The sequence below is a fragment of the Mucilaginibacter frigoritolerans genome (assembly GCF_007830615.1).
Taxonomy (GTDB): domain Bacteria; phylum Bacteroidota; class Bacteroidia; order Sphingobacteriales; family Sphingobacteriaceae; genus Mucilaginibacter; species Mucilaginibacter frigoritolerans.
On record NZ_VLLI01000010.1, the window covers coordinates 148960 to 162631 of the forward strand.

General features: G+C 40.1%; 8 protein-coding genes, 1 tRNA gene and 1 pseudogene. 6 read left to right on the plus strand and 4 right to left on the minus strand.

Translation table 11 applies throughout. The features are described from left to right. Window position 1 precedes the first annotated feature (1 nt). Window positions 2-1768, minus strand: coding sequence for a UvrD-helicase domain-containing protein (locus JN11_RS16955; RefSeq protein WP_170227782.1), 1767 nt, complete (start codon window positions 1766-1768; stop codon window positions 2-4). Between the two features lie 92 nt (window positions 1769-1860). Then, entirely contained in the window at window positions 1861-3714 is a 1854-nt protein-coding gene (locus JN11_RS16960; protein ID WP_144914468.1) for an ATP-dependent nuclease, read from the minus strand. Between the two features lie 327 nt (window positions 3715-4041). Here JN11_RS16960 and JN11_RS24985 point away from each other — a divergent pair. Then, window positions 4042-4818, plus strand: a pseudogene (locus JN11_RS24985) (recombinase family protein); the annotation flags it as partial. A gap of 734 nt (window positions 4819-5552) precedes the next feature. Here the strand turns inward: JN11_RS24985 and JN11_RS16975 are convergent. Both JN11_RS16975 and JN11_RS16980 read right to left on the minus strand, forming a co-directional pair. Further along, window positions 5553-5639, minus strand: a tRNA-Ser gene (locus JN11_RS16975). Window positions 5640-5719: 80 nt separating this feature from the next. Beyond that, a complete protein-coding gene (locus JN11_RS16980) occupies window positions 5720-7786 on the minus strand; it encodes an HD family phosphohydrolase (protein WP_144914469.1) in 2067 nt (688 codons plus the stop codon). 163 nt (window positions 7787-7949) lie between these two features. Between JN11_RS16980 and JN11_RS16985 the strand changes: the two genes are divergently transcribed. The 5 genes from JN11_RS16985 to ruvB all read left to right on the plus strand — a co-directional run bounded on the left by JN11_RS16985 (window position 7950) and on the right by ruvB (window position 13652). Beyond that, window positions 7950-9128, plus strand: a complete 1179-nt coding sequence (locus JN11_RS16985) for an acetyl-CoA C-acyltransferase (protein ID WP_144914471.1) — start codon at window positions 7950-7952, stop codon at window positions 9126-9128. 8 nt (window positions 9129-9136) lie between these two features. Continuing rightward, entirely contained in the window at window positions 9137-10042 is a 906-nt protein-coding gene (locus JN11_RS16990; RefSeq protein ID WP_144914472.1) for a hypothetical protein, read from the plus strand. A 142-nt stretch (window positions 10043-10184) separates the two neighbouring features. Continuing rightward, the gene (locus JN11_RS16995; protein WP_144914474.1) at window positions 10185-11678 is read left to right on the plus strand and encodes a POT-type proton-dependent oligopeptide transporter; all 1494 of its coding nucleotides are present in this window, start codon (window positions 10185-10187) and stop codon (window positions 11676-11678) included. Window positions 11679-11788: 110 nt separating this feature from the next. Beyond that, window positions 11789-12520 (plus strand): polyprenol monophosphomannose synthase, encoded by a 732-nt coding sequence (locus JN11_RS17000; RefSeq protein ID WP_144914476.1) that lies wholly within the window; start codon window positions 11789-11791, stop codon window positions 12518-12520. A gap of 109 nt (window positions 12521-12629) precedes the next feature. After that, window positions 12630-13652 (plus strand): Holliday junction branch migration DNA helicase RuvB, encoded by a 1023-nt coding sequence (gene ruvB, locus JN11_RS17005; protein ID WP_144914477.1) that lies wholly within the window; start codon window positions 12630-12632, stop codon window positions 13650-13652. Window positions 13653-13672 lie beyond the last annotated feature (20 nt).

The window sequence follows — 13672 nt, forward strand, 5'->3', positions numbered from 1 at the left end:
ATCAGGGCACCAATCCTATTTTTTTTAGCTGGGTAAGTTCAGTAGCAGATAACATTGGTGTAGCAATCACCAATAAATGTTTGGGGCGAGAACAAGCCACATAGGCAAACCTGATATGCTCTTCTGTAAAATTCCCCTCCCTGAACCAGTGCGAATGGTGTCCTCCTTTACTTTGCTTGTTTTTATGCGATATCAGCAAAACAGCTTCCAGCGTTTCCCCTTTCACACTATGAATAGTGGTCGTCCTGAATGGATTTTTGAGATTAGTGAACGAATGTATCTCATGGACATATTTATCACCTTTATTATCAGGCGATTTGATTCCATTCTTAATTTTATCGTAGGTGACGGAACTATACTTTAATAGAAACCATTTATTCATTAAGAATTGTTTAACCAAAACCACCCAATTTTTCCAGGTCATATCAACCCCGTTTGCCTTAAAAGGATAAAGCACATTTGCCTCGTCCAATAGTCGCTTCAATAATAAGCGCCACTCCACCGGGTCAATCCCATCCGGGCAATATTGATTTTTCACATCCGGATGGCCGCCGTAAGCTATCGAAAAAAAGAACTTTCCTGCGTACAACAGCGCATTAGTCAACTCGTCCGTATTCCGCTGCTGTTTATTCCAGCAATGCAGTGCTATGGCAAATAATTCTATCTTCGTGTATTTATTATTCTGATTTTGAACCCGTAACGGGTCTAAGGTAGACTTGCCGCGCGCGAGGATCACACACTGGTTTAAAGTTAAGGAGTGCTTTAAAATCAATTCTTCAAACTTCGTAGGTAAATCTGAAAATGACTGGTCATCATACTGCCAAAGGATACAGGGCGCCGGTATTAAATTACCAATATTAGCCTGTACGATATCTGAGTTACCAATCATTAAGCTGGTTAAATCTACAATGGATTGATTACTCCGGTAGTTTTTGGTCAGTTTTAGTTCGAGAAACTTTTTCTTCTGAATGTAGGCCATTAACAATTCCGGGTTTACATCTCTGAACTCATATATCGCCTGATTGATATCCCCAACAAAATGAAAAATCGTCCCTTTCTGCTGAAGAATGTCGATAATCGTTAACTGATCCTCAGACAAATCCTGGCATTCATCGACAATAATTACCGGAAATCTCAGGGCTATCTTTTGTGTCAAGAACTTGAATTTAGTGAGCAATCGGCAACATAGGAATTCTGCATCTGAATAGGTCGCGAAGCCGTCCTTTATAAATTTTGTCTTTACGGTTTTGAATTCCTCAAACTCAGTAGTAGTCAGGCCTCTTGAGATTATGCTCTTGGCAATATCCGTGTCACCTACAACCGTTTTCCAGTTATCCTTGAAATGATATTCAGTAGCTTTTACGGGTACCTTTTTCCCTTTGTGGTCAACCTTGAACTGGTAGGCATACATAAAATCCGCCCCACTATCCTGCTCAATGATCCGAATGCTTTTATCGCCGTCCTTACCTTTGTAGGCCGTTAAATAATGACAAAATGGGTGCAATAGAAAATTGTGCAGCCAGCTATCGAACGTTCCGATAAAATGCGGATGAGTGCCAATAGTCAATTCACTATATTTTCTGATCCTGTTATTTAATTCCTTAGCGGCGCTATTGGTAAAGGTTAAAACGGCCAGCCCGCCGATATTTTGCTCCTGCCATTTAGAGATTTCGTAAGAAGCCTTTAACCCGATTACTTCCGTTTTTCCGCTTCCGGGGCAGGCCCTTAAAAACACATGATCCTTAATATACCGGTGGATATATTCCATTTGCTCACTACTAAGTCGCGTTAAATCCGTCAATTCGCATTTGAGCATTGAAGATAGCTTATAAGCTATCTTCAATTTTCTGTTGGTATCCATTAATCTACCAGCCATGCGAGCGCGTCTTTGATATATTGAGGAACTGCAAACGAGGTTTCCGGCTCAGAAAGTCTTTGGGATAAGGCCTGTGCAAATTCCCCTTTATCAATATGGTTTAACAGGAAATACGCCGCGTCAGCTTTATCATTAATATTCGAGTTTGACCAGTCCTTTTGGCTATAAGCCTGCAGCTGGGTCTTTACAGGCCCATCGGTATCGATAAGTCCTAACTGTACCTGGGCCATCAATACGATATTATTGCCCTCTAATGCCAAGTCATACTCAAATGTTTTTAAATTAGAGTACAACCTGCAATTAACGGATTGTTGGATGAGTTCAGCAATTAAGTACAATTGGTGATTTTTGCCTGGCAAAGTATTCTGCCCAGTTGGTTTTGCAGTCGTTTCCGGATCGTTATCCGTTAAACCGGCACATTTTACGGGGATACCCGGACAAATCACAAAGGATTGATCTTCATCCTTTTTATAGCCTCTGAATATGGCCATAAAGTGGTTGAAGTAAAGACCGTTTAGGTTAATAATGGAGATACCATAGTCAGTTAAGTTCTTAAAATAAACTTTATCCGGCTGCTTTGCAGCAAATTCCTTTAATACCATTTTCGCTATTTCGCTAATGACCAGAGCCTCTGATATTCCCTCGACAAATAACACCCCTTTGGCAAACAACAAGGTGGATTTAGTGATATCGAGCCACCTTTCTAAAAAATTCTTTGTGGTGGTTGTTAGGCAGCAATCCGCGACCGCTGTAAAAATGGGGTTAGCTGAGCCATTGACTAACGAAAGTATCTTTACGGCATTTAGGTCGCAACTGGAGGCCAATGCCGGAGAGTGTGTAGTTACAATAATCTGGATTTTACTTTCAATTGCCATTTCCTGTAAATACTGCATTAAGCGGCTTTGCAGTTGTGGGTGTAAGTGCGCTTCCGGTTCTTCGATCAGTAATATTTTATGAGAAGTTTCGGCAGTTTCGGTACCGTCAAATTCCGCGAGGATGGTTGCTAAATATAGGATATTATTAAAGCCAAGGCTGTTTTCATTTAACTCCCGGAACATTTCGACTTTGTTGACTGTGCCGGATTCCGGTAGTAGCGGGTAAAATAAAAGCCGTATTCGCTCTACTATCCTGTCAAAATTAATTTCAGTGAACTGTAGGGAGGTGTCCTGTCCGAAAAGCGGGCCAACGGACTTTAGAATATTATCTTTGATGAATTTGTTGGCGATTTTGATAGACTCATCATTGAGCAAATCTTTGTTCAGGGCTGCGAACTTTTTTTCCAATGGATGAATTTCATCGTCGTTTGTCCGCAGGTTCTTTAATAACCGCGACAAACGTGAACCTTTAAACGCTTTTAGTTTATCCTCGGCATCCCTTAACGCGGGCAAGTAGATACAGTTGATTCTGTTGAGTAATTCCCACTCAAAGAAACCGCTTTCTGATTCATTGCCCCATATCTTCCGTTTAAATTTACCCCGACTGTCCTCTTTGTTTTCTATCGCTAAATTTAAAATTGCTTTTTCGGGATTATTCAGGTCCAGCCAGGGCAGGTATATCACCTGTTCCTCGTCCGATAGCTTATCAAACTCACATCGAATATTGATTTTAGGTTCCCCTTTAGATTTCGCTGCTTTTGAAAGCGGTCTGTGAAAATCAGTATCTACTATGCCCGTGCGGCCAAATTCGTCTTCCAATAAGATTAACCTGATAGCATCTATAATGGTGCTTTTTCCGGTGGCATTTTCACCGACCAATACGTTTAGGCCTTTATTCAACTTAACAGTGAATTCACTATTAAATGTTCGGTAACCTTTAATTTTTAGCGTCTTGATAAACATCGATGGTTTAGATTATTTAGGCAATATTGGAACTCCTTTAAGTTAGAGCATTGAAAGTTACGGATTTAATTTTAACATGATATTTTGGTAATAAAATATAAGAGTACTACCTGATTTTACTCAACTCTTTTTTCTCATTAGTCTCACAATTGCTTCCTTAATGAGATAGAAATATGGGCAAGGAAAAAACTATATATCGGCTTCAAGATATAGAAAAAAAGAATAGAAATTTCGTCGAAAACCCTGTTGAAAATGAGGAAAATAGCGATAATTTTCGTAAATTAATAGCTGAGATTATTGTAGAAATTATTATAAAAAGGAAGAGAAATGGATGCGATAGGGTATATAAGAATAAGTAAGAAAGATCAATCAGTTCACTCGATAGACTACCAGGAAAAGAACATAAGAGATTATTGCGAATACAATCATATTGTACTTGGGTCAGTTTTTGTTGACGACGGTGCATCAAGCTATACTTTTGACAGACCTGATTACAAAGCACTCGAAGACTTTATAAAGCAACATAAAGGAAAGGTAAAGTACCTGATCGTACTTGATCATGACCGCTTTAGCCGTAATCTACCTGAAGCATTGCAAAAAATCGAACAATTAGAAAAGAAGTATGGCCTGAAAGTTATAGCGACAAGTGAGCCACTGGATATTGACACATCAGACCCATCAGTATTTCTTTTAAGGGCCTTTAAATACTTGATCGCTAATCAGGAACTGTTGACGATTCGGCGCAGGGCAAAGTTAAGTGCACGTCACGCACAAGAGTCTGGCCGGTATTTGAATAGAGCACCGTACGGTTACTTAAATGGCAGACAGCCCGATGGTAAGATGATATTAGTCATAGATGAAACCAAAGCCTACATTGTTCAAAAGATTTTCCGTGATTACTTGGCAGGTGTGCCACGTTATTTAATACACAAAGAGATAAGGGACTTGGGTTTCCCTCAAAGTGGTAATGGCGCAATATTTAGAATTTTGATCAACCCCTTGTATGCAGGTCTTGTAAGAGTCGTAGCAAGTGGTAAAAACCCTGAAAAAATCATTAAGGCGATTCATCAGCCGGTCATTTCAGAAACACAATACTGGCGAACGCAAGAAATGCTTGGACTTACCAAACGGGCAATGAAAACCCAACCCAAAGATGAGTTTCCGTTAAAAGGTATTTTAAAGAGCCCTTGTTGCGGCCAAAGCATGACAGCAGGTTGGAGTAAGGGTAAGAACAAATACTACCTATATTATCGTTGTATCAAGCATAGCAACGTTAATATTTCGGGTGCTCTGCTTCATGAACAGTTTAGTAAGCTTTTGATCAATCTTAGTTTTACGCAAGAGGCAATTGATGAAATAGTAACAGAGGTAAAGAGCGGTTTAAGTGCGATGAATATCAACCGTAACAAGGAGTTAAAGGTGGTGATGGATCAATTAGAAAGGCTTGAAGAAAAGATCGATAGCGCGGAAAAGAAGCTAATGGACGATACAATTAATGGCGCGACTTACAAGAAATGGAACAAAAAGTTCATTGCAGAAAAAGGGCAATTGCTTAAACGCAAAGATGAGTTAGACGGTGATTTGGAGGATTATATCAATCAGGAACTACTTGTATTACCTTATATGCTCAATTTGCCGAGCATTTTTGAAGATTCTTCTATCAATCAACAGCATGCTATTTTAAACGAGGTGTTCAAACATGGTCTCACATTTAGAGAGGGTATGTTTAGAACACCTTGGATACATCCAGAGTTTGAGCATAACCTACTGAAATTAAAACAATTAAGGCTGCTCGAAATCGAACAGCCCCATGATAATTCCAATGGAATCTCGTATTGCGGAGAGAGAGGGATTCGAACCCTCGGTACCGTTGCCAGTACGACAGTTTAGCAAACTGTTCCTTTCGGCCTCTCAGGCATCTCTCCGTTTTTTAAATATGTTCCCCTTTTTTCGGGATTGCAAATATAGCAATTAGGTTAAGTCGTCAAAAAAAAAAGTGTTTTTTCTAGTAATCTATTCTCACGTGGTAGATACTCATCAGCATTCGCTTAAAAATAGTTTTAATAGTTTCAATATCCTTTAGCGTTATATCACTGTCTTTCAATTGATTCTGATCAAGCTTATATTTTACAATGCGGTCAACCAGGTTACTGATAGAAGTTTCATCGGGTTCCTTTAACGCCCTTGAAGCGGCCTCAACCGAGTCGGCAAGCATCAAAACACCCCCTTCTTTTGAAAAAGGGACAGGTCCGGGATACCTAAAAGTGTTCTCATCAACGAATTTTTCAGGAAAATTTTTCAAAAACGACTGGTAAAAATAATCAGCCCGGGTATCGCCGTGATGGGTGCGGATAAAATCTATCACAATTTCTGGCAGGTTGGCCTTCCGTGCCATTTCAATCCCCTTGCTCACATGCCTAATAATGATTTGGGCACTTTCCTGATAGGACAACTTATCATGCGGATTAAAACCCGGACTCTGGTTCTCAATAAAAAACAGCGGGTTCTCCATTTTTCCGATATCATGGTACAAAGCCCCTGCCCTAACCAGCAATGCGTTTCCGCCTATTGAATAAATAGCATTCTCGGCCAAATTAGCCACCTGTAGTGAATGCTGAAAGGTACCCGGTGCCGTAAATGCCATTTCACGCAGCAATGGTGCATTGGTGTTGGTCAACTCTATCAGGGTAATATCAGAGGTTATGGCAAATACCTTCTCGAAAATGTAAATAAGCGGATAAGCCAGTAACGTAAGCAGCACACTCACCACAAAGGGCACAAAATCCATCCAATCCAGGCTTCTTATACTACCTTCGCGGATAAACGAAATACCTAAAAATGCAACAAAGTAAGTAAAGGTTATAATCAATGCTGAGATCAGGAACTGCTCACGCCTTATCAGGTTTTTAATACTATAAATAGAAACCATGCCCGCCGTAATTTCAAAGTAGGCAAACTCAAAGCTGTTGGGTACAAAAAAGCCGGCTATTAAAACTACCAGCAAATGTATATTTAATGCCAAACGGGTATCAAACAATATCCGGATGATAATAGGTACAATACAATAAGGTATGAAATATAAATTGGGCAACTGCAGCTTAATAGCCAATGATAAGGTACCAAGCATGGCGGTAATTACCAGTAAAATTAAACTCACCAGGCGATTATCCTCATAAATATCTTTACGAAACAGGTATAAAAATACCATAAGCAAGGTAATGGCAATACCCACCAGTAAAAACTGTCCTATAAGTACCAACCTGCGGTCGCCGTTTATCCGCGCATTATCTTCAAAAGCTTTTTTAAATGATTGCAGTTTCTGATATACTTCATCACTTACAACGGAACCTTTGGCAACTATTATTTCACCCTTCTGTACCATGCCCCTGGTAGTTGACAAGCCATCCACCACTTCTTTTTCAAGGCGTGAGGTTAATTTATTATCATAGCTTAAGTTGTATTGCAACCTGTTGCTTATCAAGTCAATCAAAAATGCTTTATCCAGATCGGTCCGTCCACTTAATACTTTATCGCAATAAGCTATAGCTTTTTCCTTTGTAAACAGATCAGCCGTATTTTTTTCGGTGGCAACATTTTTATTTAAAATAGTGATGGCATAGTTTTCGGCACTTTGCTGATACTTGGGGTTAAGGGCTAAAACTCCCCTGTTATAAATTTCATTGAGCAGATTACTTCCCGCAGCAATGTAATTAGGTTTCTGCCGGTTATTAAAACCGGCATTGTGCCATTTTATTTCCAGGTCATTTTTAAATCCGTCAATTTCATGACTACCCATATCTTCATCCAATTGATAAATAGGCGTGATACTGGCCAGTGCTGTTTTCTGATCGTTCTCAATTTCCTGCGATGTTTTTAATATAGCGAAGTTATAGGGAGATACCAGTTCCTTTTGGTTCCATATCCTCCCCTTTTCAATATCATAACTAAACTTAGCCTGCTTGGGGAGTGTAAATACAATTACAGAAACACTGGCCAGCATCATTAAGAACTTAAGATTGCGGGAGTATTTGCGCAAAATAGCCTTTTGGCGCGTTGAAGATAATTTTGCCATTTACGTTTTAACTGCGCAAAAATAATATAAGTTTCTGGTATAAGCAGTTTTTCTTAACATAGGCCACTTTTAGGTATCATCAAAAAATAATTTGCAGCATAATATTTACAATGCATGCATAGTAAAAACATTAACTTTGCAATCCAATTTTAGTATCCTTTTTATGAAAGAAGTAGTAATTGTATCAGCAACACGTACGCCTATTGGTAGCTTTGGAGGCAGTTTGGCCAGTTTATCAGCCAGCCAATTGGGTGCCACAGTTATAAAATCGGCCGTTGAAAAAGCCGGCCTTAAACCTGAACAGATACAGGAGGTATATATGGGTAATGTACTATCGGCCAATTTGGGGCAGGCACCAGCCACGCAGGCGGCCATATTTGCGGGCTTGCCTTATTTACCGGCTACTACTGTAAATAAAGTGTGTGCATCTGGCATGAAAGCCATTATGCTGGCAGCTCAAAGTATTGCACTTGGGCAAAATGATATTGTTTTGGCTGGTGGTATGGAAAGCATGAGTAATGTGCCATATTACCTAGATAAAGCACGTAATGGATACAGACTTGGCAATGGCCAGTTAACCGATGGATTGATAAAAGATGGCCTTTGGGATGTTTATAATGATTACCACATGGGCTCAGCTGCTGAATTATGTGCCACCGAATGCCACATCAGCCGCGAAGATCAGGATACATTTGCAATTGAATCGTATAAAAGAGCACAGCAGGCCCAAAAGGATGGTAAATTTAAAGACGAGATTACCCCTGTTGAGTTAAAAGATAAAAAAGGAGATGTTACCTTATTTGCTGATGATGAAGAACCAGCAGCAGTAAAATTTGATAAAATCCCATCTCTTAAACCTGTATTTAAAAAAGATGGCACCGTTACCGCTGCCAATGCATCTACTTTAAATGATGGTGCCGCGGCCCTGGTTTTAATGAGCAAAGAAAAAGCCGAAGAGTTAGGTATAAAACCGCTTGCCAAAATTATTGCTTATGCCGATGCGCAGCAGGCACCGGAATGGTTTACCACAGCGCCGTCAAAAGCAATCCCCCTTGCGCTTCACCGTGCCGGTTTATCTGCTGATCAAATTGATTTCTTTGAAATTAACGAAGCATTTTCTGTTGTAGCTATTGCCAATAATCAGCTTTTAAAAATCAATCCTGCAAAAGTAAACGTTAACGGCGGGGCTGTGGCCCTTGGTCATCCGTTGGGCGCTTCAGGTGCCAGAATCATTGTTACTTTGCTGAATGTTTTGGAGCAGAATAATGGAAAATACGGTGCAGCGGGAATTTGTAATGGTGGCGGCGGAGCAAGTGCAATGGTTATTGAAAATTTGCGTTAATTAGTAACATGAAAAAGTTATTAATTATTTGTTTTCTGATGGCTGCCTTACCACGTATTATTTTTGCCCAGCAAGCAGATTCGGCTGCCAATCTAAAGAGATTGCGTTTATACGAGGATAGCCTGGCGTATTTAGGTAAAAAAATAATAAATGATAGTGTTGATTTTAACCGCAAAAATGCCAACTACGCCTTTATAAAAATGTTAGTGGGTACACTTAAAGTACCAAATTCATTTTATTATCCATTTGATTCTTTAAAATCCATTACCATCACCAACTCGCCCGACAGGCATTTCCGCATATTAACCTGGCATGTACTTAATGATGATGGCAGCTACCGCTTTTATGGCACCATACAAATGCGGGGAAGCAGTTTACAAATGTTCCCGCTTAATGATTATTCTCCACAGCTAACCAACCCCGAAGATTCCATTACTACTAATGCTAAGTGGTTTGGAGCTCAGTATTATAAAATAATACATGTTACTACTCCAAAATCATACTATGTTTTACTGGGATGGAAGGGTAACACTATACAAACAACAAAAAAGGTAATTGATGTACTGTCATTTAATGATGGTAAAGCCTTTTTTGGTTTGCCTGTGTTTGATGGCAATGGTAAAACCCGCAAAAGAGTGGTATTTGAATATACACGCCAGGCATCTATGTTATTAAGATATGTGCCCGAGCAAAATCTGATAGTTTTTGATCATCTTTCACCACCTGATCACAAATTGAAAGGCAAGTTAAGCAGCTACGGGCCTGATTTAAGCTACGATGGTTATGTTGAAAGGGGCGGGCACTGGGCCTTTGTATTAAACCTGGACATGAGAAATGTTCCGGATGCGCAGGATGAACAATACGTTGATCCCAAAAAACAGGCAGCAATCGATAAAGCTACTGCTAACCAATAAGAAATTATCGAATAAAACACAATAAACAAGACCTATAATTAATCAATAACCAAATATTAACCTCACATCTAATAGCAATTTCAGTATTAAATTCTGATTCACAAGAATTATAGTATTTTAGACGATTATTTTAACTGACTTTATGGTTCAACAAACAGTGGCAGCTGATGCTGTGGTAAAAAAATCCAGATTCCCAAAAAGCGTTCCATTCATTATTGGAAACGAAGCGGCAGAGAGATTTAGTTTTTATGGGATGCGGTCAATATTGACGCTTTTTTTGGTGAAACAGTTTTTTAACCCTACTGGCAGTGCAGCGTTATCCCAGCAAGCTGACGCACATGCCAATAAGCTAAATCACCTGTTTGTAATGGTAGCTTATGCGCTGCCATTTGTGGGTGGCATGGTGGCCGACTGGTTTACCGGCAAATATAAGCTCATATTATATATCTCGATGGTTTACTGCCTGGGACATCTTTTATTATCGATGTTTGATACCAGCCTCGGCGGCTTTGAATTCGGGATGCTTGTAGTTGCTATTGGTGCTGGCGGTATAAAATCTTGCGTATCAGCCAATGTGGGCGACCAATTTGATGCCAGCAATCAAGATTTACTTTCGAAGATTTATGGCTGGTTCTATTTTAGTATTAACGCCGGCTCCATGTTATCAACTATTGCTATTCCAATTACTTATCGCCTATATGGACCGAAATGGGCTTTCGGTATCCCGGGTATATTGATGGCGCTGGCCACCCTTATATTCTTTTTGGGCCGCAAACTATATGTAAAAGTTCCACCACAGGGCGTTAACCGCAATAACCTGGTATTTATAACATTTTATGCATTAACCCATATAGGGCAACGCAGACCGGGCGAGTCGTTATTGGACGTTGCCAAAGGCCCGTTCGATCCTGAAAAGGTAGAGGGCATGAAAGCGGTTTACCGAGTAATGGCCGTATTCTTTTTCGCCCTGGCATTTTGGGCAGTTTGGGACCAATGCCTATCAGAATGGACACTTTATGCTGCTAAATCAGACCGCAATATTAATCTTGGCTTTACTTCATTCGTTATTGATCCGGGTTCAGTATCCACGTTTAATACTGTTTTCCTAATGATATTTATAGTGCTATTTAATTATGGATTATATCCGTTTTTAGATAAACTGGGGTTAAAAACCACTCCACTTCGCAGACTTGGCACCGGCTTAATTTTAACTGCTTTGTCGTTCGTAGTGATTGCCTTTACACACAATAGCATCGAGCATGGCGGCACACCGTCAATTTGGTGGCAGATACTTGCTTTTATGATACTTTCGGCTGCCGAAGTATTGGTGTCAATTACAGGCCTGGAATACGCTTATACGCATTCGCCAAAATCAATGAAAAGCACCATGACGGGCCTTTGGCTCCTGGTAGTATCATTTGGTAATCTTATTACCGCAGTTGTTAACAGCTTTATCGAAGGTGGCGGATGGTGGGCTCGTAACCTCAAGGGCGCAAACTATGAATGGTTCTTTGTAATATTTATTGGAGTGTTTGTGGTAGCATTCCTATTTATTTCACCGCGACTGAAGGAACGCAACTATATTACCGACCCATATGTTGATAACCAGGTAATTGCAGATACACATCAACTGTAAATTATTTACATTATTTAAAAAGCAGCAGGGTAAAAAATACTTTGCTGCTTTTTTATTTTTTATGCCGCCAAAATCAATTAGTTTTGCGAACTCTTTATTATAATTTTTAAGTGCCAGATAGCATAGTTATTATCCCGACTTATAATGAAAAGGAAAACATCGAGCGGATGATCCGCAGGGTTTTTTCCTTACCTCATGATTTCCATTTATTGATCATTGATGATGGGTCGCCGGATGGCACTCAAAATATCGTTAAACAATTACAGCTCGAATATCCCGAACGGTTGTTTATAGAAGAACGTGCCGGTAAACAGGGATTGGGAACTGCCTATATTCACGGTTTCAAATGGGCCATAGCGCATAATTATGATTTCATTTTTGAAATGGATGCCGATTTTTCCCATAACCCTGATGATCTGCTCAGACTAAGGGAAGCCTGCGTTGAAGGGGCAGATGCCGCCATTGGTTCAAGGTATATTAACGGAGTAAATGTTGTTAACTGGCCTATGAGCAGGGTACTGATGAGTTACTTTGCTTCGGTATATGTACGCTTTATAACCGGTATAGATATTCAGGATTCTACCGCAGGATTCATGTGCTACAAACGCAGGGTATTTGATACCCTTGATTTGAATAAGATCAAATTTGTAGGCTACGCTTTCCAGATAGAGATGAAGTACACCACCATAAAACATGGCTATAAATTAGTGGAAGTACCTATTATATTTACTGATCGTACTGCCGGAACTTCAAAAATGTCGACAAGTATTTTCAGGGAAGCTTTTTTTGGGGTGATCCAGATGAAGATCAACTCTATTTTTCGGAAATATCCGGAAGGATGATCACCTTTTTGTAATATTGTTTTTACTAAAGGGTATTCATAGTTCAACAATTCGTCATCAGGGCTTTCCAGTTTTCGGACTTGAAAAATAAACACTAATTTCGTTGGCAATGAACGAACATTTAGATCCTGACCGCGAACGTCTCTCTCCTGCTGAACGTGATATTGAAAAAGTTTTGCGCCCGCAGGTATTTGAAGATTTTACCGGCCAGCATAAAATATTAGCCAATTTAAAGATTTTTGTACAGGCTGCCCGTCAGCGCGGCGAAGCACTGGATCACGTGTTGCTACATGGCCCTCCAGGTTTGGGAAAAACCACCCTCTCCAACATCATTGCTAACGAAATGGGGGTTGGCTTCAAAGTCACTTCGGGCCCGGTACTGGATAAACCTGGTGATCTGGCTGGCCTGCTCACCAATTTAGAAACCGGCGACATTTTATTCATTGACGAAATTCACCGTTTGAGCCCGCTGGTTGAAGAGTATTTATACTCAGCTATGGAGGATTTCAAGATTGATATTATGCTGGAAAGCGGTCCTAATGCCCGCTCGGTACAAATCTCGCTGAATCCTTTTACACTTGTTGGAGCCACTACTCGCTCAGGGTTATTAACTGCACCTTTACGTGCCCGCTTCGGTATCAATGCAAGACTTGAATATTACGATGCCAAATTGCTTACCACTATTCTATTGCGCTCCTCATCTATATTAAAAACCCCTATCAGTGATGAGGGTGCCTATGAAATTGCCCGTAGAAGTCGTGGTACACCACGTATTGCCAATGCACTGTTGCGCCGTACCCGCGATTTTGCACAAATAAAAGGCGATGGCAATATTGATACCGCAATTGCCAAATACGCGTTAAATGCACTAAACGTTGACGAGCATGGTCTTGATGAAATGGATAACAAAATATTAAGCACCATAATTGATAAGTTTAAAGGAGGCCCTGTTGGCTTAAAAACCATTGCAACAGCCGTTGGCGAAGATGAAGGTACCATTGAAGAAGTTTATGAACCCTTTTTAATACAGGAAGGCTTTTTAATGCGTACCACCCGCGGCCGCGAGGCAACAGAAAGTGCTTATAAACATCTTGGTAAAATAAAACTGGGCGGTAATCCGTCTTTGTTCTAAAATAAAAACACCCCTTAACT

Excerpts from the sequence above, each read along its gene's own strand:
- JN11_RS16955 (WP_170227782.1), bottom strand. The coding sequence starts at position 1,768 with ATGGAATATATCCACCGGTATATTAAGGATCATGTGTTTTTAAGGGCC.
- JN11_RS16960 (WP_144914468.1), bottom strand. The coding sequence starts at position 3,714 with ATGTTTATCAAGACGCTAAAAATTAAAGGTTACCGAACATTTAATAGT.
- JN11_RS16980 (WP_144914469.1), bottom strand. The coding sequence starts at position 7,786 with ATGGCAAAATTATCTTCAACGCGCCAAAAGGCTATTTTGCGCAAATAC.
- JN11_RS16985 (WP_144914471.1), top strand. The coding sequence starts at position 7,950 with ATGAAAGAAGTAGTAATTGTATCAGCAACACGTACGCCTATTGGTAGC.
- JN11_RS16990 (WP_144914472.1), top strand. The coding sequence starts at position 9,137 with ATGAAAAAGTTATTAATTATTTGTTTTCTGATGGCTGCCTTACCACGT.
- JN11_RS16995 (WP_144914474.1), top strand. The coding sequence starts at position 10,185 with ATGGTTCAACAAACAGTGGCAGCTGATGCTGTGGTAAAAAAATCCAGA.
- ruvB (WP_144914477.1), top strand. The coding sequence starts at position 12,630 with ATGAACGAACATTTAGATCCTGACCGCGAACGTCTCTCTCCTGCTGAA.